The sequence below is a fragment of the Pseudomonas sp. G5001 genome (assembly GCF_013385475.1).
Lineage (GTDB): Bacteria > Pseudomonadota > Gammaproteobacteria > Pseudomonadales > Pseudomonadaceae > Aquipseudomonas.
On record NZ_JACAPZ010000007.1, the window covers coordinates 145,425 to 167,659 of the forward strand.

19 protein-coding genes and 1 riboswitch are annotated in these 22,235 nt (G+C 62.0%); of the genes, 13 read left to right on the forward strand and 6 right to left on the reverse strand.

Annotated elements, in window-relative coordinates; translation table 11 throughout:
* Positions 1-97: 97 nt before the first annotated feature.
* Complete coding sequence (hldE, locus tag HX805_RS06570; protein ID WP_003209486.1) at positions 98-1,519, forward strand: bifunctional D-glycero-beta-D-manno-heptose-7-phosphate kinase/D-glycero-beta-D-manno-heptose 1-phosphate adenylyltransferase HldE; 1,422 nt, start codon at positions 98-100, stop codon at positions 1,517-1,519.
* A 133-nt stretch (positions 1,520-1,652) separates the two neighbouring features.
* Here the strand turns inward: hldE and HX805_RS06575 are convergent, their stop codons facing one another.
* From HX805_RS06575 to HX805_RS06590, 4 genes are all read right to left on the reverse strand, one after another.
* Entirely contained in the window at positions 1,653-2,621 is a 969-nt protein-coding gene (locus tag HX805_RS06575; protein ID WP_008439131.1) for a hypothetical protein, read from the reverse strand.
* 41 nt (positions 2,622-2,662) lie between these two features.
* Positions 2,663-3,475, reverse strand: a complete 813-nt coding sequence (locus HX805_RS06580; RefSeq protein WP_003209490.1) for an aldo/keto reductase — start codon at positions 3,473-3,475, stop codon at positions 2,663-2,665.
* Complete coding sequence (locus HX805_RS06585) at positions 3,472-4,647, reverse strand: FAD-binding oxidoreductase (protein ID WP_177080396.1); 1,176 nt, start codon at positions 4,645-4,647, stop codon at positions 3,472-3,474. Before HX805_RS06585 ends, HX805_RS06580 begins: the two co-directional genes overlap by 4 nt.
* 153 nt (positions 4,648-4,800) lie before the next feature.
* Positions 4,801-5,136: a multidrug efflux SMR transporter gene (locus HX805_RS06590; protein ID WP_003209492.1), complete on the reverse strand. Its 336-nt coding sequence runs from the start codon at positions 5,134-5,136 to the stop codon at positions 4,801-4,803.
* 103 nt (positions 5,137-5,239) lie between these two features.
* Between HX805_RS06590 and HX805_RS06595 the strand changes: the two genes are divergently transcribed.
* The gene (locus HX805_RS06595) at positions 5,240-6,130 is read left to right on the forward strand and encodes a LysR family transcriptional regulator (RefSeq protein WP_008439125.1); all 891 of its coding nucleotides are present in this window, start codon (positions 5,240-5,242) and stop codon (positions 6,128-6,130) included.
* Between the two features lie 23 nt (positions 6,131-6,153).
* A complete protein-coding gene (waaA, locus tag HX805_RS06600; RefSeq protein ID WP_177028654.1) occupies positions 6,154-7,431 on the forward strand; it encodes a lipid IV(A) 3-deoxy-D-manno-octulosonic acid transferase in 1,278 nt (425 codons plus the stop codon).
* Positions 7,432-7,553: 122 nt separating this feature from the next.
* Here waaA and HX805_RS06605 read toward each other — a convergent pair whose 3' ends face one another.
* Positions 7,554-8,993, reverse strand: a complete 1,440-nt coding sequence (locus tag HX805_RS06605) for a TolC family outer membrane protein (RefSeq protein ID WP_087692490.1) — start codon at positions 8,991-8,993, stop codon at positions 7,554-7,556.
* Between the two features lie 196 nt (positions 8,994-9,189).
* A riboswitch (TPP riboswitch) is annotated at positions 9,190-9,295 on the forward strand.
* A gap of 145 nt (positions 9,296-9,440) precedes the next feature.
* Between HX805_RS06605 and thiC the strand changes: the two genes are divergently transcribed.
* Together thiC and cytX are read left to right on the forward strand one after the other, a co-directional pair.
* Complete coding sequence (gene thiC, locus HX805_RS06610; RefSeq protein ID WP_008439122.1) at positions 9,441-11,345, forward strand: phosphomethylpyrimidine synthase ThiC; 1,905 nt, start codon at positions 9,441-9,443, stop codon at positions 11,343-11,345.
* 189 nt (positions 11,346-11,534) lie between these two features.
* On the forward strand, positions 11,535-12,824 hold the full coding sequence (gene cytX, locus HX805_RS06615; protein WP_177080395.1) for a putative hydroxymethylpyrimidine transporter CytX: 1,290 nt from the start codon (positions 11,535-11,537) through the stop codon (positions 12,822-12,824).
* Here cytX and HX805_RS06620 read toward each other — a convergent pair.
* The gene (locus HX805_RS06620) at positions 12,793-13,539 is read right to left on the reverse strand and encodes an RsiV family protein (protein WP_003209503.1); all 747 of its coding nucleotides are present in this window, start codon (positions 13,537-13,539) and stop codon (positions 12,793-12,795) included. The two genes, cytX and HX805_RS06620, sit on opposite strands and share 32 nt — an antisense overlap.
* 211 nt (positions 13,540-13,750) lie before the next feature.
* On the opposite strand from HX805_RS06620, the gene HX805_RS06625 reads away from it, so the two are divergent.
* The 8 genes from HX805_RS06625 (at position 13,751) to parC (ending at position 22,127) form a co-directional block, all read left to right on the forward strand.
* Complete coding sequence (locus HX805_RS06625) at positions 13,751-14,368, forward strand: NUDIX domain-containing protein (protein WP_177080394.1); 618 nt, start codon at positions 13,751-13,753, stop codon at positions 14,366-14,368.
* Entirely contained in the window at positions 14,359-14,808 is a 450-nt protein-coding gene (locus HX805_RS06630) for a DUF1249 domain-containing protein (protein ID WP_003209507.1), read from the forward strand. Before HX805_RS06625 ends, HX805_RS06630 begins: the two co-directional genes overlap by 10 nt.
* Before the next feature lie 99 nt (positions 14,809-14,907).
* Complete coding sequence (gene cpdA, locus HX805_RS06635; protein ID WP_177054821.1) at positions 14,908-15,723, forward strand: 3',5'-cyclic-AMP phosphodiesterase; 816 nt, start codon at positions 14,908-14,910, stop codon at positions 15,721-15,723.
* 49 nt (positions 15,724-15,772) lie between these two features.
* The gene (locus HX805_RS06640) at positions 15,773-16,381 is read left to right on the forward strand and encodes a YqiA/YcfP family alpha/beta fold hydrolase (protein WP_003209516.1); all 609 of its coding nucleotides are present in this window, start codon (positions 15,773-15,775) and stop codon (positions 16,379-16,381) included.
* Positions 16,382-16,425: 44 nt separating this feature from the next.
* A complete protein-coding gene (gene parE, locus HX805_RS06645) occupies positions 16,426-18,330 on the forward strand; it encodes a DNA topoisomerase IV subunit B (RefSeq protein WP_003209518.1) in 1,905 nt (634 codons plus the stop codon).
* On the forward strand, positions 18,330-19,334 hold the full coding sequence (locus HX805_RS06650) for an esterase-like activity of phytase family protein (protein ID WP_177022500.1): 1,005 nt from the start codon (positions 18,330-18,332) through the stop codon (positions 19,332-19,334). The genes parE and HX805_RS06650 overlap by 1 nt, the downstream gene beginning before the upstream one ends.
* Positions 19,331-19,852, forward strand: coding sequence for a TIGR02281 family clan AA aspartic protease (locus HX805_RS06655; RefSeq protein WP_008439113.1), 522 nt, complete (start codon positions 19,331-19,333; stop codon positions 19,850-19,852). The genes HX805_RS06650 and HX805_RS06655 overlap by 4 nt, the downstream gene beginning before the upstream one ends.
* Before the next feature lie 10 nt (positions 19,853-19,862).
* Positions 19,863-22,127, forward strand: a complete 2,265-nt coding sequence (gene parC / locus HX805_RS06660; RefSeq protein WP_003217539.1) for a DNA topoisomerase IV subunit A — start codon at positions 19,863-19,865, stop codon at positions 22,125-22,127.
* Positions 22,128-22,235: the final 108 nt, after the last annotated feature.

Genomic DNA, 22,235 nt, shown 5'->3' on the forward strand with positions numbered 1-22,235 from the left:
GGCCGCATCGCCGGCAAGCCGGCTCCTACATTGCACAAGCCTTTGACAACCCTGTGGTAATATCGCGCCCCTGTTCATTTTGTATGTGGGTTGCTCCATGAAGTTGTCCATGCCGCGATTCGATCAAGCCCCTGTCTTGGTGGTCGGCGATGTCATGCTCGACCGTTACTGGCATGGCGGTACCTCACGGATTTCCCCTGAGGCACCGGTACCGGTAGTCAAGGTCGAGCAAATCGAAGACCGTCCAGGTGGCGCTGCCAACGTTGCCCTCAATATTGCCGCCCTCGGCGCCCCGGCATCCCTCGTGGGTGTGACCGGCGACGACGAGGCTGCCGACAGCCTGGCCAACAGCCTGAAGGGTGCGGGTGTGCGTGCGCTGTTCCAGCGCATTCCCCACCAGCCGACCATCGTCAAGCTGCGGGTCATGAGTCGGCACCAGCAATTGCTGCGTATCGATTTTGAAGAACCCTTCGCCACCGACGCCCTGGTGCTCAGCGCCCAGGTCGACGAGATGCTCGAAGGCATCAAGGTGCTGGTGCTGTCCGACTACGGGAAAGGCGCCTTGAAAAACCATCAGGTACTGATCCAGGCCGCCAAGGCCCGGGGCATTCCGGTGCTGGCAGATCCCAAGGGCAAGGACTTCTCGATTTATCGGGGCGCCAGCTTGATCACGCCGAACCTCAGCGAATTTGAAACCATCGTCGGCGGTTGTGTCGATGAGCACGAGCTGGTGACCAAGGGCGCCCAACTCATGGCCGACCTCGACCTGGGTGCCTTGCTGGTGACCCGTGGCGAACACGGCATGACCTTGCTGCGTCCTGATCACCCGGCCATGCACCTGCCGGCGCGGGCCCGTGAAGTGTTCGACGTGACCGGTGCCGGTGACACCGTGATTTCCACCCTGGCTGCGGCAATTGCGGCGGGCGAGGAACTTCCCCATGCGGTGGCCCTGGCCAACCTGGCAGCAGGTATCGTGGTCGGCAAGCTCGGTACGGCGGCCATCAGTGCACCTGAGCTGCGCCGCGCCATCCAGCGATCCGAAGGCTCGGAGCGCGGCGTGTTGAGCCTTGAGCAACTGTTGCTGGCGATTGACGATGCCCGTGCCCATAACGAGAGCATTGTCTTCACCAACGGTTGCTTCGACATCCTCCACGCCGGTCACGTGACCTACCTGGAGCAGGCGCGGGCCCAGGGCGATCGCTTGATCGTGGCAGTCAACGATGATGCGTCGGTCAGCCGCCTCAAGGGGCCAGGCCGGCCGATCAACAGTGTCGACCGTCGCATGGCGGTGCTGGCAGGTTTGGGTGCGGTGGACTGGGTGATCAGCTTTGCCGAGGCGACCCCGGAAAACCTGCTGGCCCAGGTCAAGCCGGACGTGCTGGTCAAGGGCGGTGATTATTCCGTCGACCAGGTGGTGGGTGCCGATATCGTCAGTGCCTACGGTGGCAAGGTCAAAGTGCTGGGGCTGGTGGAAAACAGCTCGACCACGGCGATTGTCGAGAAGATCCGCAATAACTGATGGTGGGAGCGGGTTCGTGTGGGAGCGGGCTTGCTCGCGAAAGCGGTGGGTCAGCTGGCAGATGCAGTGACTGATACACCGCCTTCGCGAGCAAGCCCGCTCCCACATTTGACTGCCGCGACCTGACGTCCGGTTACCGGTTGGCTTTTTTCTTCGGCACGATCTTGCGCAAGATCTGCCGCGCCTTACCCGTCAAGCGCTTCAATTTCGATTCTTTCTCCGGTGCACTCAGCCCTTGCTGGCGCAGCCAGTCCTTCCAGCGGATCCGCTCATCCCGCACGATCCAACCTTCCTGCTGGGCAAAGCTTTCAGCCAGATACAACCCTCGCGTACTCGCCGGATACAGCTGATCCTTCTTCAAGGTATACAGCTCCGCACACGGCTGCCCGTCCTTCAGCGGCATCAGGTACAGGTCCGGGCGCTGGCGGTCCAGGCGGGCCACCAATTGGTCGCCCTCCAGGCGCTCGTCCACATGAAACAGGCTCAGGGACTTCGCCTCCTTGGGCACTTCCAGGCGCAAGTCATAAATCAACTGCAGCGAAGCCGTGGGCAGGTGCACGTAGGCGCGTGGCCGTTCAATCAATTGCATGGTGGCGCAGCGCACCGGGCGCGCGGCCCCGGACAGCGGTGAGAGACGGAACGGCAACGCTTCGCGGTAGTGCAGGGCCGACGAGTAGGGCGCCGGCAGCCAGGTGTCATTGAAACGACCGCCCAGCCAGCCTTCCGGGGTTTCCAGCAGGCATTCCTCGGCGATTTCCTGGATGGCGGTGTGCAGTGGCAGGTTCAGTTCGTGGGCCGGCACATAGCCGGAGATCAGCTTGAGCACGACGTCGCCACGGTCTTGTCGGCGCTGGCGCACCAGCACCCAGTAATCGCGGTTCTGCCAGTGCAGCGTCAGGCGCACCGAGACCCCAAGGTTGGCCAGCTCCAGCACGAAACGCTCGGTGTCTTTCACCTCCACCGGCTTGCGCCGTTGCAGGGTCTGGGCGAAGTTGAGCGGCATGCCGACGCTCTGGTAGCTCAAGCCTTCGGGGGTTGCTTCGACATGCAGCGGCAGTGTCTTGAAGTTGCTGGGGTTCTTTCTTATGAGCGTTCGCGGCATGTCGGCTCCTTCTTGCGTCGGGGTCGGCCGCGTCGGCGGCATCAGAGTTGGCGAATGACCTTGGCAGCGGTCGCCACGTTGTGGGCGAGGTGCAGCGGATTAATGGTCCCGACAATAGCACTGGCAACGCCAGTTTGCGCAAACAACAGCATGAAACTGGCGTGAATTGGATCCACTCCGGATTCCAGGCAGACATGGCCACTGGCTAGTGCCTTTTTCACCAGGATGCCCTTGCCGTGTGCGGCGGCATAATCAATGACGGCTTTCTCGGCCTGTTCGTTCAAATTGTAGGTGACCATGGCGCAATCACCTTGTTCCAGAGCCTTTACACCGCCCTCGACGGTTTTGCCGGAGAAGCCGAAACCACGGATCTTGCCCTCGCGCTTGAGGTCTTCCAAGGTCTGGTAAACCTCGCAATCATTGAGGATATGCAGGTCGTTGCCGTCGGAGTGCACCAGCACCAGGTCGATAAAATCCGTTTCCAGTCGTTTCAGGCTGCGCTCCACCGAAAGCCGGGTGTGGGCTGCGCTGAAGTCGTGATGGGATACGCCTTCGGCAAATTCTTCGCCCACCTTGCTGACAATTACCCATTCCTGGCGCTGGCCGCGCAACAGCGGGCCCAGGCGTTCTTCGCTGCGGCCATAGGCGGGCGCAGTGTCGATCAGGTTGATGCCCAATTGCCGGGCCTGGCGTAACAGCATCCGCGCCGCATCGTCATCGGGAATCTGGAAGCCACTGGGGTATTTCACCCCTTGGTCGCGGCCCAGCTTGACGGTGCCCAGGCCCAGCGGCGAGACCAGCAGGCCGGTGCTGCCCAGTGGGCGGTGGAGGTCGTGCAGAGTCGGCAGGGTCATGGCAGCAGTTGCTCCCAGGCAGGTTGGGCGATGGCGGGTTTCGGCAGCTCGGGCAGTTTTTCGGTAGTTCCGGGCTTGATGCCGTCACGTTCCAGTGCGTTGATCACTCGATCGGCGAAATCCGGTGCCAATGCCAGCTTGGTCGGCCAGCCCACCAACAGGCGATCCTGTTCGGAGAGGAACGCGTTGTCCGGGCGGGTCAGGCCTGACTGCAATGGTTCGGCGCGGTCGACGCGCAAGGTGGCCCATTGGGTCTGGCTCATGTCGATCCAGGGCAGCAACTGCCCCAGCTCTTTTTGGGCGGTGGCGATCTGTTGCTCCGGGGTACGGGCCACACCTTCGGCTTCGGCGATATCGCCGCCCAGGTACCACACCCAATTGCCGTCGGCGGCGGGATGCGTGGTCACGGTGATGCGCGGCTTGGTGCCGCCCCCCAGGCAGTGGGCGTACAGCGGCTTCAGGCCGGGGCCCTTGGCGATGATCATGTGCAGCGGTCGGCGTTGCATGGCGGGCTGGCTCAGGCCCAGGGCGCCGAGCAGGTCAGCGGTGCCGCCGCCGGCGCTGATGACGATACGCTGGGCGCGGATCTCACGGCCATCGACCTTCAGGCCGACCAGTGTGCCTTCTTCCAGCAAGGGTTCGATCTGTTTGCCCGCGAGCAAGCCGTCACCGGCCAGTTGCGCCAGGCGTTCGATAAGGCTTGGGACGTCGATCACCAGTTCGGCCAGGCGATAGACCTTGCCCTTGAAGCGGCGATCTTGCAGGGCCGGTGGCAGGTCATCGCCCTTCACTTGATCCACGCGGCCACGCACGGCCTTGCTCGCGAAGAAACTGGTGAGGTTGCCGGCGATGGTGCCCGGCGACCACAAATAGTGGGCTTCGGACAGCAGGCGCACACTGGAGAGATCCAGTTCACCGTTGCCCGCCAGGGCTTCGCGCCAGCGGCGGGGCATGTCAGCGATGGCTTCGGAGGCACCGGTCAGGGCGCCGTGCAGTGCGTATTTGGCGCCGCCGTGGATGATCCCCTGGGACTTCACGCTTTGCCCGCCACCGAGGGTGGCGCTTTCCACCAATACCGTGGAAAAGCCCTGGCGGCGCAGGCGCGCATTGAGCCAGAGGCCGGCAACCCCGGCGCCGACAATCAGAACGTCGGTGGAAATAACGGATGGCATGCAGCGACCTCAGTGTTCAAGACAGGCTGCGCAGTATACAGGCTCATGAAGTGAATCTTCGCCCCAACGCTCCCGGATGACAGACGCACCGCGGGAGCTGTCGAGTGGAGCGAGGCTGCGAGTTTCAGCCTCAATTGAATCTCACGTGAACGCTCAGTGCCCGGCCGTTTTCGAGAACAACTGAATCACCACCACGCCCAGCACAATCAGGCCCATGCCCAGCATCGCCGGGATATCCAGTTTCTGCCCGTAGATAAACAGCGCGGCGATGCTGACCATCACGATGCCCATCCCGGCCCACACTGCATACGCGACACCCACCGGCACGGTGCGCACCACCAGCGTGAGCATCCAGAAGGCCACGCCGTAGCCGACGATCACCAGCAACAACGGGATTGGCGTGCTGAAACCCTTGATCGCTTTCATGGAAACGGTGGCGATCACTTCCGAGCAGATGGCAATGGCCAGGTAATAGTAGGCGGCGTTCATGGGGTAAATCCTCGGTACAGGGTCGCTTGATAAGGTTGGCATTTTAGAGACTTGTCAGATGCGGTAAAGTCATTACCTATCCGAATTGAAGATGGGTTGAGCCATGAGCGTGCAGTGGAGTCTTGAGCAAATGCGCCTGTTTGTCAGCGTCGCCGAGCAGCGTTCATTTTCGGCGGTGGCGCGGGACCAGCGTCGGGCACAATCGGCAGTCAGCAATGGGATTGCCCTGTTGGAGGCGGACCTGGGCGTATCCCTGTTTGACCGCAGCAGCGGCCGCCAGCCCCGTTTGACCGAGGCGGGCACGGCACTGCTCGAGGAGGCGCGGGAAGTCTTGCGCCAGTGCGAGCGCCTGAATGGCCGTGCCTTGTCATTGATGCGCGGTGAAGAGGCGCGCCTGCGCCTGGCCCAGGATGAAGCCATGCTCTATCAGCCGGTGCTCGATAGCCTCGAAGCGCTGGCGGGAAAATTTCCCAGCCTGGAAGTGCAGTTGTCCAGCGCCGCCCAAGGCGATGTCGCGCGCAAGCTGGTGGAGCGCAAGGCGGATCTGGGCCTGCTGTTCTATCACGATCAGATTCCCGAAGCGTTGGAGCGCCGCGTGCTGGGCAGTGTGGAGATGGTGACCGTGTGCGGTATCGGGCATCCCATGGCCAAGGAACAGTTCGTGGATTGCCAGCGCCTGGCGCAGTTTCGCCAATTGCTGATGGCGACCCAGACCAGCGTGTATCCCGGCAGCGAGGCCGCCAGCCCGCAAGTGTGGCGGGCTGACAGTTTCTACGTGCTGGCCGAATGGCTGGCGCGCGGCCTGGGTTGGGCCTGGTTGCCGCGGCATGTGGTGCAGTATCCGGCCTATCAGAACCAGATGGTCGAACTGAACAGCGAATGGACCCCGCCGGCGCTGGTGGTGGAGCTGGTCTGGCGCCGCGACGAGCCCCTCGGCCCGGCCGCGCGTTTCCTCGCCGAACGTTTTGCCGAGTGCTTGCAGGCGATCGACTGAAAAAGCCGATAAACTCCGCCGCCATGAATAGAACTCTCTACAGCTGTCTGTTTTACCTGGCGCTGCCGTTGGTAGCTTTACGTCTGTGGCTGCGGGCCCGCAAAGCGCCTGCTTACGCGAAGCGCGTGGGTGAACGCTTCTCCTGGGGCTTGCCGGTGATGCAACCCGGCGGGATCTGGGTGCATGCGGTGTCGGTGGGCGAAAGCATCGCCGCTGCGCCGATGATTCGCGGGCTGCTGGAACGTTATCCACAGCTGCCGATCACCGTCACCTGCATGACGCCTACCGGTTCCGAGCGCATCCAGGCGTTGTTCGCCAACGAGCTGCGCATCCAGCACTGCTACCTGCCGTACGATTTGCCCTGTGCGGCCAAGCGTTTTCTCGATCGCGTGCAGCCGAAACTGGCGGTGATCATGGAGACCGAACTGTGGCCCAACCATATTCACCAGTGCGCCAAACGCGGGATTCCCGTGGCATTGGCCAACGCGCGGCTGTCGGCTCGCTCGGCCAAGGGCTACGGGCGTTTCGCCAGGCTGACCGCGCCGATGCTGGCGGAAATGAGCCTGTTCGCGGTCCAGACCGAAACCGAGGCCGAGCGTTTTCGCAGCCTGGGTGCACGGCCCGAGACTGTCGAAGTCACCGGCTCGATCAAGTTCGACCTGACCATCGACCCGCAACTGCTGGCGCGCGCCGCCGCGTTGCGTGAACAGTGGCACGCCAGTGAACGCCCGGTGTGGATCGCCGCCAGCACCCACGAAGGCGAAGACGAAGTGGTGCTCGCCGCCCATCGCCAGTTGCTTGCCAGTTATCCCAATGCGTTGCTGATCCTGGTGCCGCGCCATCAGGAGCGCTTCAACCCGATGTTCGAGCTGTGCCAGCAGCAGGGTTTCGCCACGGTGCGTCGCTCCAGCGGCGAGGCGGTGACGGCGCAAACCTCGGTGTTGCTGGGCGACACCATGGGCGAGTTGCTGTTTCTGTATGCCCTGGCCGACAGCGCTTTTGTCGGCGGCAGCCTGGTTGCCACGGGCGGGCATAACCCGTTGGAGCCGGCGGCCTTGGCCAAGCCGGTGATCTGCGGGCCCCACGTGTTCAACTTCCTGGAAATCAGCGCAATGATGCGCGACGCCGGCGCGTTGCAGGAAGTGGACGATGCCGAGGGTTTGGCGGTGGCGGTGCAGCGTTTGTTCGAGCTGCCGCAGGATGCGCAGAAGATGGGGCAGGCGGGGCTGGCGGTGATGCGCGCCAATCAGGGGGCGTTGAAGCGTTTGCTGGACGGGTTGGGCAGACTGCTTAACGTCTAACAACACAAATCAAATGTGGGAGCGGGTTTGCTCGCGAATGCGCAGTGTCAGTCAGCGAATAAGTCGACTGATACACCGCTTTCGCGAGCAAGCCCGCTCCCACATTGGGTTAACTGGCGGTCTTAGTAACCCGGGTTAGCCTTCAGCTGCGCCGCGGCGGCCTTGGCCAGGTCCGGCGGCAGGAAGTCCTTGTCCGGGTTGTAGTCGGCCTTCAGGTAACGCGCCAGATCCTGCAAGTCCCCCGGGTTCAACGTGCCCGCCGCCTGCTTCAAGCGCAGGTTGTCGAGGATGTAGTCGTAGCGGCTGTTGTTGTAGTTGCGCACCGAGGTGTACAGCTGGCGCTGGGCGTCCAGCACATCGACGATATTGCGCGTGCCCACCTGGTAACCGATTTCCGTGGCTTCCACCGCGCTCTGGTTGGAGATGATCGACTGGCGGCGCGCCTGTACCTGCTCCACATCGGTGTTCACCGCGCGGTGCAGGTTGCGGGTGTTTTCCACCACCTGGCGACGCAGGCCTTCGCGCTGCTGCTCGGTCTGCCCCAGGCGGGAATAGGATTCGCGCACTTGCGAGCTGGTCAGGCCGCCGCTGTACAGCGGGATCCTCAACTGCAGGCCCACGGTGCGTTGCGACACGTCACCGTGATAAGGCTGGCCAAAGGCGCTCGGGTTGCTGAAGCCCAAGGCGTCGTTGTCACCTTTTTCATATTGCGCCACGGCATCCAGGGTCGGCGCGTGGCCGGCCTTGCGTTGCTTGAGGGTTTCTTCGGCGGCGGTGACCGCGTAGTTGCTGGCCAGCAGGTTCAGGTTCTGGCGGCCGGCGGTTTCGACCCAGGCCTTGGCGTCGTTCGGCGCCGGTGGCAGCACCGGCAGCGTGTGGACGATGCCCTGGATCGAGTTGTACTGGCGGTTGGTCAGGGTGATCAGCGCTTCGAAGGCGTCGTCCACCTGGCGCTGGGCCAGGATGCGATTGGCCCGTGCGGTGTCGTAGCTGGCCTGGGATTGCAGCACGTCGGTCTTGTCCGACAGGCCGACGTCAAAGCGTTCGTTGGACTGGTCCAGTTGGCGCTTGAACGCGGCTTCTTCGGCCTTGGTGGACGCCAGGTTGTCCTGGGCCCGCAGCACGGCGAAGTAGTTTTCGGCGCTTTGCAGGATCAGGTTCTGTTCGGTGGCCGAGAGTTGCAGCGCGGCCTGCTCGTTGACGGCTTCAGCGGCTTGCAGCTGGAACCAGCGATCAGCGCGGAACAGCGGCTGGCTCAAGGTCGCGCGCCAGGAATGGGCGTCGCGGTTGACCGTGGCGGCGGGCTGGTCCAGCTGGGTGCGCACATTGTTGATGTCGGCACCGGCCGACAGGTTCGGCAGCAACCCGGCGCGGGCCTGGGGCACCACTTCTTTCTGCGCGCCGTATTGGGCGCGGGCGGCGGCCAGGTCGGCGTTGTTGTCCACCGCTTCCTGGTAGACGCTGACCAGGTCGGTTTTGGTCGTCAGGGGCGCTTCAGCTGCCCAGACCAGTCCGTTGGTCGCACAAGACACGGCAAGAGCCAGTGAAAGTTTGCGCAGCATGAGGCGATCCCTAGAATAAATATTACAGCGATAATTTGGAGCCCAAGGCTAAGGCGGCCCATTCCTGGCGTCAAGACCTCAGGCAGTCACCGAGTGTAGTGGCGCTATCACGGCACAACAATCCTGTAATTACGCCATTCATCACGATGAATGCACCGCCGTTGGCAATTTGCCTGCTCCATGGTCTAGACTGGCCGCGTTCTTGTCGGGGTGCCTTGTTGGAAGGCTGAGATCGGTAAATACCGGATCCCGTTGAACCTGATCAGGTTAGCGCCTGCGTAGGGAACAAGATTTCTCGTCACCCGGCGAGTCCTCTTGTGCTTCGTCCGGGATGTTGTTCGACAATCGAACAGCCCGTGCGCCAAGCACAGCACTGTCACAGTGCGTCCATCCGTCACAGGTTCACTCCGACAAAAATCCACCGCCTGGATAGTTGGAGAGCCCGTGATGAGCATCGAATTAAAAAGCCAAAAATCAAAAAACACCGTGCACTTGAGTGAATCGGCCAAGGTCGACTCCGGTTCCGTGCAGCCGTTTACCCGCTCGCAAAAAATCTACGTTCAGGGCACCCGTCCGGATATCCGCGTGCCGATGCGTGAAGTCAGTCTCGACGTGACCCCCACCGACTTCGGCGGCGAAATCAATGCGCCCGTAGTGGTCTACGACACCTCAGGCCCCTACACCGACCCGAACGTGATCATCGACGTGCGCAAAGGCCTGGGCGATGTGCGCTCGCCGTGGATCGAATCCCGCGGCGACACTGAGCGCCTGTCGGGCTTGAGCTCGCACTTCGGCCAACAGCGCCTGAGCGATGCCGAGCTGACCGCGCTGCGTTTTGCCCACGTGAAAAACCCGCGCCGTGCCAAGGCCGGGGCCAACGTCACCCAGATGCACTACGCCCGCAAAGGCATCATCACCGCCGAGATGGAATACGTCGCCATCCGCGAAAACATGAAGCTGGAAGAGGCCCGCGCCGCCGGCCTGCTGGACCAGCAACACGCCGGCCACAGCTTCGGCGCCAGCGTGCCGAAAATCATCACCCCGGAATTTGTCCGCGAAGAAATCGCCCGTGGCCGCGCGATCATCCCGGCCAACATCAACCACACCGAACTGGAACCGATGATCATCGGCCGTAACTTCCTGGTGAAGATCAACGGCAACATCGGCAACAGCGCCCTGGGTTCGTCCATCGAAGAAGAAGTGGCGAAACTGACGTGGGGCATTCGCTGGGGGTCGGACACGGTGATGGACCTGTCCACCGGCAAGCACATCCATGAAACCCGCGAGTGGATCATCCGCAACTCGCCGGTGCCGATCGGTACCGTGCCAATCTACCAGGCCCTGGAAAAAGTCGGCGGCGCCGCTGAAGACCTGACCTGGGAGCTGTTCCGCGACACCCTGATCGAACAGGCCGAGCAGGGCGTCGACTACTTCACCATCCACGCCGGCGTATTGCTGCGCTATGTACCGCTGACCGCCAAGCGCGTCACCGGCATCGTGTCCCGTGGTGGTTCGATCATGGCCAAGTGGTGCCTGGCGCACCACAAAGAGAACTTCACCTACACCCATTTCGACGAAATCTGCGAAATCATGAAGGCCTACGACGTCAGCTTTTCCCTGGGAGACGGCCTGCGCCCGGGCTCGATTGCCGACGCCAACGACGCCGCGCAATTCGGCGAGCTGGAAACCCTCGGCGAGTTGACCAAGATTGCCTGGAAGCACGACGTGCAAACCATGATCGAAGGCCCGGGCCACGTGCCGATGCAGTTGATCAAGGAGAACATGGACAAGCAGCTGGAGTGCTGCGACGAAGCGCCGTTCTACACCCTCGGTCCGCTGACCACCGACATCGCCCCGGGTTATGACCACATCACCTCGGGCATCGGGGCGGCGATGATCGGCTGGTTCGGTTGCGCGATGCTCTGCTACGTCACGCCGAAGGAGCATTTGGGCCTGCCGAACAAGGACGATGTGAAGACCGGGATCATCACCTACAAGATCGCGGCCCATGCGGCGGACTTGGCCAAGGGGCATCCGGGGGCGCAGATTCGTGACAACGCGTTGAGCAAGGCGCGCTTTGAATTCCGTTGGGAGGACCAGTTCAACCTGGGCCTGGACCCGGACACGGCGCGTTCTTACCACGATGAAACCTTGCCGAAGGACTCGGCCAAGGTCGCGCATTTCTGCTCGATGTGCGGGCCGAAATTCTGCTCGATGAAGATCACCCAGGAAGTGCGTGAGTACGCGGCCAACCAGCGCATTGAAGCGGTGGATGTGGACGTGGCCAAGGGACTGGCGGAGCAGGCGGAGCGGTTCAAGCAGGAAGGTAGCCAGCTGTACAAAAAGGTCTGAATCAGAACCTGTGGCGAGGGAGCTTGCTCCCGCTGGAGTGCGCAGCGCTCCCGGAATCTGGATCGGTGTCTTGACTGACACTCATCGGTTGCAGGTTTTGGGGCGGCTTCGCCGCCCAGCGGGAGCAAGCTCCCTCGCCACAGGGGACTTTGCTGATTCAAATAATAGTGTCCCTTTGAGATAACACCCTTGAGCATTCAACCCAGCACCTATTCCCCAGACATCGCAGTCCCCTTGGACAAACGCGTCTTCGGCGCCCGCGATCTCTTTTCCCTGTGGTTCTCCCTGGGCATCGGCCTGATGGTCCTGCAAACCGGTGCACTGTTGGCGCCGGGCCTGGGCCTCTCCGGTTCCTTACTGGCAATTTTCCTCGGCACTTTGGTCGGCGTGCTGTTGCTGGCCGCCGTCGGCGTGATCGGCAGCGATACCGGCCTGTCATCCATGGCCGCCCTGAAACTCAGCCTCGGCACCAAGGGTGCAAGCCTGCCGGCACTGCTGAACCTGCTGCAGCTGATCGGCTGGGGCTCATTCGAAATCATCGTGATGCGCGACGCCGCCAGCCTGTTGGGCGCCCGCGCGTTCAGTGAAGGCAGCCTGCTGACCAGCCCATTGTTCTGGACCCTGGTATTCGGCGCCCTCGCGACCTTGCTTGCCGTCAGCGGTCCGCTGACCTTCGTGCGGCAGATCCTGCGCAAGTGGGGCATCTGGCTGCTGCTGGCCGCCTGCCTGTGGCTGACCTGGAACCTGTTTGCCAAGGCCGACCTGGCCACTCTCTGGGCCCAGGCTGGTGACGGTTCGATGCCGTTTGCCGTTGGCTTCGATATCGCGATTGCCATGCCGCTGTCCTGGCTGCCACTGATTGCCGACTACTCACGTTTCGGCAAACGCGCGAAAAACGTGTTCGGCGGCACGGCACTGGGTTTCTTCATCGGCAACTTCTGGCTGATGAGCCTTGGCGTGGCCTACACCCTGGCGTTTGCGCCGAGCGGTGAAGTGAATGCGTTGCTGCTGGCATTGGCCGGAGCCGGCCTGGGGATTCCGCTGCTGCTGATCCTGTTGGATGAATCAGAAAACGCGTTCGCCGATATTCACTCGGCGGCGGTGTCCAGCGGGATTCTGTTGCGCTTGAAAGTCGAGCACCTGGCATTGGCCATTGGCGTTATCTGCACGCTGATCGCCTGCTTTGCACCGTTGGCGCAGTACCAGAACTTCCTGCTGCTGATCGGCTCGGTGTTCGCGCCGCTGTTCGGCGTGGTGCTGGTGGATCACTTCATCCTGCGCCGTTGTGGCCATGGTGTTGCCGCCAACCTGCGCTGGCCGGCACTGCTGGCGTGGCTTGGAGGGATCAGCACCTATCACCTGTTGGCGAATCTGTACCCGGATGTCGGCGCGACCCTGCCGGCGCTGGTGCTGGCAGGGCTGTTGCACTTTATCCTGGGCCGGGCCTTCAGTGGCGTGCGGGCACCAGCTCAGGCTTGATCACGCCGGTGAGGCGCGCATAGGGGATGGTCATTTCGATCAGCCCCAATGCGTACGGCGCGATGGTGGTCACGTTGTACTTGAGCACCACGCCATTGCTGGTCAGCGCCACATTCGGGGTTTTCTGGAACGGCCAGTTCTTCACGAACTCCGGGTCACGGTCCATCTGCGAGTTGATCAGCCAGTTGTTGTGGGCGACTTTCGCGGTCTTCCAGAATGCATCTTCCTGGCCCGGCAACAGCATGTCGGTCAGGCTCAGCTCTTTGTGCAGCAGGCGTGAATAGTTGATGAAGCCGCGGCCCGGCTCGCCGTGGGCGGTGCCGGTGTCCAGGTAGCTGGACACTTCGATGATCACCAGTCCGTCATGCTGCTCACGTACCTTGGCCTGCAAGTACATGCTGTTGCGGTCCGGGGACTCACGCAAGAACTTGTCGCGGTAGGCGTTCAGGGTGGCGGGCATGGCCTGGCCAGGTGAAGTGCGGGCCATCTGCAGCAGGCGCTGTTCGATGATCTGGTCCAACTGCGGCTCGGACGGGAAGTGCACGGTGTCGATGTTTACCAGCGGGCAATCCGGACTGCTGCAGCCGGGTTTGATCTGCTCGGAGGCGTCGGCGGTGGTGTCCAGCGGCTTCAGGTAGCTCGGCTGGAACAGGCTCTGGCAAGCACCCAGGGTCAAGGCGATACAGGCCACGGAGGCGATTTTTAAAAGCGACATGTGTGTCCTTCATAAATCGAGGAAAGGTGAAAATGTGGAGCTTCGACTCCCGACAAGGCAGTCAGTTCGCCACTAAGCTGATTAGAGTGAGTTTGACGCCCGCCGTCTATCCCGGCAACCGGAAAGGGGCTGCATCAAGGGGCACGAGCGCGTTAGGATGGCGCGATGTCGAGGCCACCTCGACACCGCAAGGCAATAAACGAGGGTTGATATGACGGACACAGCGAAATCGACGCCGAGCAAGGTGGAGATTGTTCAGCGCGACAATGCCTACAAGGGCTTCTACAAACTGGATCGGCTGAAACTGCGGCACGAGAAGTTTGATGGCGGCATGAGCCGTGAACTCAATCGCGAAGTCTTTGTGCGTCATGACGCCGTGTGTGTACTGCCCTACGACCCGCAGCGCGATGAAGTGGTGCTGATCGAGCAGTTTCGCGTCGGCGCCATGGGGCGTACCGACAACCCGTGGCTGATCGAAATGGTCGCTGGCCTGATCGACAAGGATGAGCAACCGGAGGAGGTTGCACACCGCGAAGCCGAGGAGGAAGCTGGCCTTACATTCTCCGCACTCTGGCCGATCACCAAGTACTTTCCGTCGCCGGGTGGCAGCACCGAATTTGTCCACTTGTTCCTGGGCCGTTGCGAAAGCGTCGGGGCCGGTGGCGTCCATGGACTGGAAGAGGAAGCCGAAGATATCCGCGTCACCGTCTGGGCCTTTGAAGACGCCCTGCAGGCGGTACGTGACGGTAAAATTTCCAACGCAGCGAGCATTATTGCCCTGCAATGGCTTGCGCTTAATCGCGCGGAAGTGAGGGGGTTATGGCAGTAAAGGCACGGGAGCGATATCGGGTTGACCTGATCGGGCTGCAAGCAGCCTGCGAGGCCAACTATGCACGGCTGATGCGGCTGCTGCCGGACATGCGCCACACCCCCGAGGCGCGGCGCATTGCCGTGACCCACGGCGACCAGATGCTCGGCGTGCTGACCCTGGAAGTGATCGTGAACTGCCCGTACACCACCACTTTGCGGGTGCGTCAGGAGCACAGCCTGCCGTGGCTGCCGGTGCCGCAGCTGGAAGTGCAGGTGTACCACGACGCACGCATGGCCGAAGTGATCAGCGCCGAACATGCACGACGCTTTCGCAGCATCTATCCTTACCCCAACGTGTTCATGCACCAACCCGATGAGAAAGCACAGCTCAATGTGTTCCTCGGTGAATGGTTGAGTCACTGCCTGGCCCTGGGCCACGAGTTCGAAGTCGTTCGATAGATGTGAACTGCGTCCGCTTCACGGGTTTCCTCTTTGTGTCCTGCCCCAGCATAATCGCCTCAAATGTCCATTCCTGTGATCACGCCCTGGGAGAACGCCTTGCCGAGCGTATCCGCCATGAACCCTGACGCTTCGGCGTTGCTGGTGCAGTTGTCCGACAGTCACCTGTTTGCCGAGGCGGACGGCGGCCTGCTGGGCATGAATACCCGCGAGAGCCTGCAACGGGTGATCGACACGGTGTTGGTGCAGCAGCCGCAGATTGATCTGGTGCTGGCCACCGGGGATTTGTCCCAGGACGGTACGCTGGAGTCGTATCAGGCGTTTCGTGACATGACGCGGCAGATTCAGGCGCCGGCGCGCTGGATCCCGGGGAATCACGATGAGCCGCAGGTGATGCAGCAGGCGGCGGTCAACAGCGCGTTGCTGGAACCGGTGGTGGATGTGGGCAACTGGCGCATTACCCTGCTGGACTCGGCGGTGCCGGGTTCGGTGCCGGGGTATTTGCAGGATCAGCAGCTGCAATTGCTGGCGCAGTCGTTGAGTGAGGCGCCGGCTCGGCATCATCTGGTGTGTTTTCACCATCATCCGGTGTCGATTGGGTGCGCTTGGATGGAGCCCATCGGTTTGCGCAATCCTGAGGCGTTGTTTGCGGTGCTGGATCGGTTTCCGCAGGTGCGGGCGGTGCTTTGGGGGCATGTGCATCAGGAAATTGACCGGGAGCGCAATGGGGTGCGTTTGTTGGCTTCGCCTTCTACCTGTATTCAGTTCGCTCCCGGGAGTGAGGATTTCAGCGTGAGTGAGCAGGCACCCGGGTATCGCTGGCTGCGGTTGCATGCCGACGGGCGGTTGGAAACCGGTGTGGAGCGGGTGCAGGGCTTCGCGTTTCAGGTGGATTACGGTAGCAACGGCTACTGAGATTTCCCTGTAAACTGCGCCTCTTTGGCAGACCCACAGAGGACCCGGAATGTCCGCATCGATCTTGTATATCCACGGTTTCAACAGCGCACCAGCCTCCAACAAGGCCAGCCAGTTGATCACCGTGATGGACAGCCTCGGTCTGGCCGACCAACTGCGCGTGCCGGCCCTGCATCACCACCCCCGCCAGGCGATCCCCCAGTTGGAGGCGGCTATCCGTGACCTCGGAAGGCCACTGCTGGTAGGCAGCTCACTCGGCGGCTACTATGCAACCCATCTTGCCGAACGCCATGGCCTCAACGCCTTGCTGGTTAACCCGGCAGTCAGCCCTCATCGGATGTTCGACGGTTACCTGGGCACCCAGAAGAACCTCTACACCGATGAGACCTGGGAGCTGACCCACGACCACGTCGCGGCCCTGGCCGAGCTGGAAGTGCCGGCGCCCCAGGACGCCCAGCGTTATCAGGTGTGGTTGCAGACCGGCGATGAAACACTGGATTATCGCCTCGCCCAGCAGTATTACCGGGCCTGTGCCTTGCGCATCCAGGCCGGTGGCGATCACGGTTACCAGGGCTTCGCCCAACAGTTACCGGCGCTGTTGAGTTTTGCCGGCATAGGCTCCGATCAGTACCAATCCTTCGATTTCACCGCATTGTGAAACCGCAGGTTACTTTTTAATCGAACGACTCACGACGAGACCCCATGGCCACTCCCAGCGCTAGCTCTTATAACGCCGACGCCATCGAAGTCCTCTCGGGCCTCGACCCGGTGCGCAAACGCCCCGGCATGTACACCGACACCAGTCGGCCGAACCACCTTGCCCAGGAAGTCATCGACAACAGCGTCGACGAAGCCTTGGCCGGGCACGCCAAGTCGGTACAAGTCATCCTTCACGCCGACCATTCCCTGGAAGTGTCCGACGACGGTCGTGGCATGCCGGTGGACATTCACCCGGAAGAGGGTGTGTCGGGCGTCGAGCTGATCCTCACCAAACTGCACGCCGGCGGCAAGTTCTCCAACAAGAACTACCAGTTCTCCGGTGGCTTGCACGGTGTGGGTATTTCCGTGGTCAACGCCCTGTCGAACCACGTACGGGTCAAGGTCAAGCGCGACGGCAACGAGTATCAGATGACTTTCGCCGATGGCTACAAGGCCACCGACCTGGAAGTGATCGGCACCGTCGGCAAGCGCAACACCGGCACCAGCGTGTACTTCGCGCCGGACCCGAAATACTTCGATTCACCCAAATTCTCCATCAGCCGCCTCAAGCATGTGCTCAAGGCCAAGGCTGTGCTGTGCCCGGGCCTGCTGGTCAGCTTTGAAGACAAAGGCACCGGCGAAAAGGTCGAGTGGCATTACGAAGACGGCCTGCGTTCCTACCTGGAAGACTCTGTCAGCGAATTCGAGCGCCTGCCGAACGAGCCGTTCTGCGGCAGCCTGGCGGGTAATAAAGAAGCCGTGGACTGGGCCTTGTTGTGGCTGCCGGAAGGTGGCGACAGCGTCCAGGAAAGCTACGTCAACCTGATCCCGACAGCCCAGGGCGGTACCCACGTCAACGGTTTGCGCCAGGGCTTGCTGGATGCCATGCGCGAATTCTGCGAATACCGCAGCCTGCTGCCGCGCGGCGTGAAGCTGGCGCCGGAAGACGTCTGGGAGCGGATCGCGTTCGTCCTGTCGATGAAAATGCAGGAGCCGCAATTCTCCGGCCAGACCAAGGAGCGCCTGTCGTCCCGTGAGGCAGCGGCGTTTGTCTCCGGGGTGGTCAAGGATGCCTTCAGCCTGTGGCTCAACGAACACCCTGAATTGGGCCTGGCCCTGGCGGAACTGGCGATCAACAACGCCGGCCGTCGCCTGAAGGCCAGCAAGAAAGTCGAACGCAAGCGCATTACCCAGGGCCCGGCACTGCCTGGCAAGCTGGCGGACTGCGCCGGGCAAGACCCGATGCGCTCCGAGCTGTTCCTGGTGGAAGGTGATTCTGCCGGCGGTTCCGCCAAGCAAGCGCGGGACAAGGAATTCCAGGCGATCCTGCCCCTGCGCGGCAAGATCCTAAACACCTGGGAAGTCGATGGCAGCGAAGTACTGGCCAGCCAGGAAGTGCACAACATTGCCGTGGCCATCGGTGTCGACCCGGGCGCGGCGGACATGAGTCAGCTGCGCTACGGCAAGATCTGCATCCTCGCCGACGCCGACTCCGACGGCTTGCACATTGCGACCTTGCTCTGTGCATTGTTCGTCCAGCACTTCCGCCCATTGGTGGATGCCGGTCACGTCTATGTCGCCATGCCGCCGCTGTACCGCATCGACCTGGGCAAAGAGATTTTCTACGCCCTGGACGAAGCCGAGCGCGATGGCATTCTCGACCGCCTGGTGGCCGAGAAGAAACGCGGCAAGCCGCAGGTCACCCGATTCAAGGGCCTGGGTGAGATGAACCCGCCGCAGCTGCGGGAAACCACCATGGACCCGAACACTCGGCGCCTGGTGCAGTTGACCCTGGAAGATTTCGCCGCCACCTCGGAAATGATGGACATGTTGCTGGCGAAGAAACGCGCGCCGGATCGCAAGAACTGGCTGGAGTCCAAGGGCAACCTGGCCGAGGTTCTGGGCTGATGCGCAGCGGTTTCGCCCTGGCGATACTGTTGTTGAGCGGGTTGGCGGCCACCTCGGTGGTCGCGGCGCCCGTGGCTGAGCTGAAGCTGTTGTCGGAACACCCGGTGGAAGGCATGCGCGGCGGTAACCTGTCGGGCCTGGCCTTATGCGGTAGCGAATTGTGGACAGTCTCCGATCGCGATGACGACCAGATCTACCGGCTCGATACCGCCGGTGACGTCTGGAAAGCAGAGACATACGGGATTGATGTGCCGCCGGTGCCGGCGTCGGGTTTGCCCTTTGGCCTGCGCTCACGCACCAGGGCAGCTGCGTTGATTCGTGGTGGTGATCTGGATTTTGAAGGCATCAGCTGCGATGCGGCGGGTAACCGTTACATTGTCAGCGAAGCCCACGCGGCGGTTCTCAGGGTGCCTTTCTCCTCAGAACACGGCGAAACGGAGTGGCTGAAGATCGCCCCGGGCATGGTTCGCGAAGCTCGGGCCAGTGGCATGTTGCTGCACTTCAACGCGCTGTTTGAAGGCATCGTGGTGAACCCGGAAGGCAATCAAATCTGGCTCGCAGCAGAGCGTGAGCGGCGCGGGTTGATCTCCATCAAGCGCCCGCAAACCCTCTGGGATTGTGACGGCCCTTGTGTATTGCTGAGCGAGGCCGGCCAGGAGATGCAGCCGGCGCAGTTCCCGGGCGCCAAGGCGGTGTCCAAGGACTTTGCCGACCTGGCGCTGTTCAATGGCAAGCTGTTTACCCTGGAGCGCAATGCGTTTCAGGTGTGTCGCCGGGATGCGGTCACGGCCCAGGTGGAGTTGTGCTGGTCGTTTGCCGATGAAGCGCTGACGCCGAATCGGCGTTATGCCCAGGCCTATGGATTGGCCGAAGCCTTGGTGGTGGACGCTGACGGTGCCTGGATCGGCATTGACAATAACTTCGGTGCCCGCGCCGATGGCGAAAAGCGGCCGGTGGTCTATCGTTTCGCCGCCCCTGCGGGTGGCTGGAGCGCCAAGCCATGAGTGCGCAACCACCCGGCAAGCGCGCCGGGCGTGTGTTGATGTTCGTCGCGTGGGGCGCCGGCCTGTTTTTGGCGACACGATTTTTTGGGCAGTGGGAAGCGCGACAGGAAAACCCCAATGCCGTGGTGACCTCGGAGCAGCACGAGGGTTATATCGAAGTAAAACTGCTGGGCAACGGCCAAGGGCATTTTGTCGCCACTGGCCAGATCAACGGCAAGCCGGTGCAGTTCATGCTCGACACCGGGGCCACCGACGTGGCGGTTCCGGCTGAATTGGCCGACCGTCTCGGGCTTGAACGCGGCATGCCGGTTGGCGTGAGTACGGCCAACGGGCGAACCCAGGGCTTTCGGACCGAGTTGGGCCGCCTGCAACTGGGCGATATCGTCCTTCGGGACGTGCGCGCCATCGTGGTACCGGGTTTGGGCGATGAACAGGTATTGCTGGGCATGAGTGCATTGAAACAACTTGAATTTACCCAGCGCAGCGGCACTTTGCTGCTGCGCCAGACCAAACAATGATGAGGCCCGCATGAGTGACATCCTTGCAGACAGCTTAGATGGCGTTGAACGCCGGTCGCTGGCTGACTTCACCGAAAATGCCTACCTCAACTACTCCATGTACGTGATCATGGACCGTGCCTTGCCGCATATCGGCGACGGCCTGAAGCCCGTACAGCGGCGCATTATCTATGCGATGAGTGAGTTGGGCCTGGACGCTGACTCCAAGCACAAGAAGTCGGCGCGTACCGTCGGTGACGTGCTCGGTAAGTTCCACCCCCACGGCGATTCGGCGTGCTACGAAGCCATGGTGCTGATGGCCCAGCCGTTCAGCTACCGCTACACGCTGGTGGACGGCCAGGGTAACTGGGGTGCGCCGGATGATCCGAAGTCCTTCGCCGCCATGCGTTACACCGAAGCGCGTCTGTCGCGGTATTCGGAAGTGCTGCTCAGCGAACTGGGCCAGGGCACGGCCAACTGGGGCCCGAACTTTGACGGCACCCTCGACGAGCCGCTGGTGTTGCCGGCACGTTTGCCGAACATCCTGCTCAATGGCACCACGGGCATCGCCGTGGGCATGGCCACTGACGTACCGCCCCACAACCTGCGGGAAGTGGCCAGCGCCTGCGTGCGCCTGCTGGATGAGCCGAAGGCTACGGTCGAACAGCTCTGCGAGCATATCCAGGGCCCGGATTACCCGACCGAAGCAGAAATCATCACGCCTCGCGCCGACCTGCTGAAAATCTACCAGACCGGTAAAGGCTCGGTGCGCATGCGCGCTGTGTACCACATCGAAGACGGCGACATCATCGTCACGGCGCTGCCGCACCAGGTGTCCGGCGCCAAGGTGCTGGAGCAGATTGCCGCGCTGATGCAGGCCAAGCCGTCGAAGCTGCCGCAAGTCGCCGACCTGCGTGACGAGTCCGACCACGAAAACCCGTGCCGCATCGTGATCATCCCGACCAACAGCCGGGTCGACCATGAAGTGCTGATGCAGCATCTGTTCGCCAGCACCGAGCTGGAGTCCAGCTATCGGGTCAACATCAACATCATTGGCCTGGACGGCAAGCCGCAGTTGAAGAACCTGCGGGCTTTGCTGGTGGAATGGCTGGAATTCCGGGTGCAGACCGTGCGTCGCCGCCTGCAATTCCGCCTGGACAAGGTCGAACGCCGCCTGCACCTGTTGGACGGCTTGCTGATCGCTTACCTCAACCTGGATGAAGTGATCCATATCATCCGTACCGCCGAGCACCCGAAGGCCGAGCTGATCGCGCGCTTCGAACTCAGCGAAATCCAGGCCGACTACATCCTCGACACCCGTCTGCGTCAGTTGGCGCGACTGGAAGAGATGAAGCTGCGGGACGAACAGGACGCGCTGCTCAAGGAGCAAGCCAAGCTCCAGGCCCTGCTGGGCAGCGAGGCCAAGCTGAAGAAGCTGGTGCGCACCGAGCTGATCAAGGACGCCGAAACCTATGGCGACGACCGCCGCTCGCCGATTGTCGAGCGCGCCGAAGCCAAGGCCCTGACCGAAACCGAGTTGCTGCCCAACGAGAAAATTACCGTCGTTCTGTCGGAAAAGGGTTGGGTTCGCTCAGCCAAAGGGCATGATATTGACGCCACCGGCCTGTCTTATAAGGCTGGCGACGGTTTCAAAACCGCGGCGGCGGGGCGTTCCAATCAGTTTGCGGTGTTTATCGACTCCACCGGTCGCAGTTACTCGGTGCCGGCGCACACCTTGCCATCGGCGCGGGGGCAGGGCGAGCCATTGACCGGGCGCCTGACACCGCCGCCGGGTGCGAATTTTGAGTGCGTGCTGCTGCCGGACGATGACTCGTTGTACGTCATCGCTTCCGATGCGGGCTATGGGTTCGTGGTCAAGGGTGAAGACCTGCAGGCCAAGAACAAGGCGGGCAAGGCGTTGTTGAGCCTGCCGAACAACGCCAAGGTGATCCTGCCGCGTCCGGTGGAAGACCGTGAAGGCAACTGGCTGGCGTCGGTGACGACCGAAGGGCGCCTGCTGGTGTTCAAGATCAGCGATTTGCCGCAGTTGGGCAAAGGCAAGGGCAACAAGATCATTGGTATTCCCGGGGAGCGGGTGGCCAGTCGCGAAGAGTACGTGACCGACATCGCCGTGATCCCGGAAGGCTCGACCCTGGTGTTGCAGGCCGGCAAGCGCACGTTGTCACTGCGCCCTGACGACCTCGAGCACTACAAGGGTGAGCGGGGTCGTCGTGGCAATAAACTGCCGCGCGGCTTCCAGCGAGTGGACGCTTTACTGGTGGAAACGCCCGTTTAAGGCGATATAGAGCGCCCGATCTACGATTTAACCCGTAGATCGACGCTTTCGCGCTGGAGTCATGGCGCATATTCACGGATGATATGGCCTTTCCAGCGCCGGCGTGGC

Coding starts and splice junctions, on each gene's coding strand:
- hldE (WP_003209486.1), top strand. CDS start 98: ATGAAGTTGTCCATGCCGCGATTCGATCAAGCCCCTGTCTTGGTGGTC.
- HX805_RS06575 (WP_008439131.1), bottom strand. CDS start 2,621: ATGCCGCGAACGCTCATAAGAAAGAACCCCAGCAACTTCAAGACACTG.
- HX805_RS06580 (WP_003209490.1), bottom strand. CDS start 3,475: ATGACCCTGCCGACTCTGCACGACCTCCACCGCCCACTGGGCAGCACC.
- HX805_RS06585 (WP_177080396.1), bottom strand. CDS start 4,647: ATGCCATCCGTTATTTCCACCGACGTTCTGATTGTCGGCGCCGGGGTT.
- HX805_RS06590 (WP_003209492.1), bottom strand. CDS start 5,136: ATGAACGCCGCCTACTATTACCTGGCCATTGCCATCTGCTCGGAAGTG.
- HX805_RS06595 (WP_008439125.1), top strand. CDS start 5,240: ATGAGCGTGCAGTGGAGTCTTGAGCAAATGCGCCTGTTTGTCAGCGTC.
- waaA (WP_177028654.1), top strand. CDS start 6,154: ATGAATAGAACTCTCTACAGCTGTCTGTTTTACCTGGCGCTGCCGTTG.
- HX805_RS06605 (WP_087692490.1), bottom strand. CDS start 8,993: ATGCTGCGCAAACTTTCACTGGCTCTTGCCGTGTCTTGTGCGACCAAC.
- thiC (WP_008439122.1), top strand. CDS start 9,441: ATGAGCATCGAATTAAAAAGCCAAAAATCAAAAAACACCGTGCACTTG.
- HX805_RS06620 (WP_003209503.1), bottom strand. CDS start 13,539: ATGTCGCTTTTAAAAATCGCCTCCGTGGCCTGTATCGCCTTGACCCTG.
- HX805_RS06625 (WP_177080394.1), top strand. CDS start 13,751: ATGACGGACACAGCGAAATCGACGCCGAGCAAGGTGGAGATTGTTCAG.
- HX805_RS06630 (WP_003209507.1), top strand. CDS start 14,359: ATGGCAGTAAAGGCACGGGAGCGATATCGGGTTGACCTGATCGGGCTG.
- HX805_RS06640 (WP_003209516.1), top strand. CDS start 15,773: ATGTCCGCATCGATCTTGTATATCCACGGTTTCAACAGCGCACCAGCC.
- parE (WP_003209518.1), top strand. CDS start 16,426: ATGGCCACTCCCAGCGCTAGCTCTTATAACGCCGACGCCATCGAAGTC.
- HX805_RS06650 (WP_177022500.1), top strand. CDS start 18,330: ATGCGCAGCGGTTTCGCCCTGGCGATACTGTTGTTGAGCGGGTTGGCG.
- HX805_RS06655 (WP_008439113.1), top strand. CDS start 19,331: ATGAGTGCGCAACCACCCGGCAAGCGCGCCGGGCGTGTGTTGATGTTC.
- parC (WP_003217539.1), top strand. CDS start 19,863: ATGAGTGACATCCTTGCAGACAGCTTAGATGGCGTTGAACGCCGGTCG.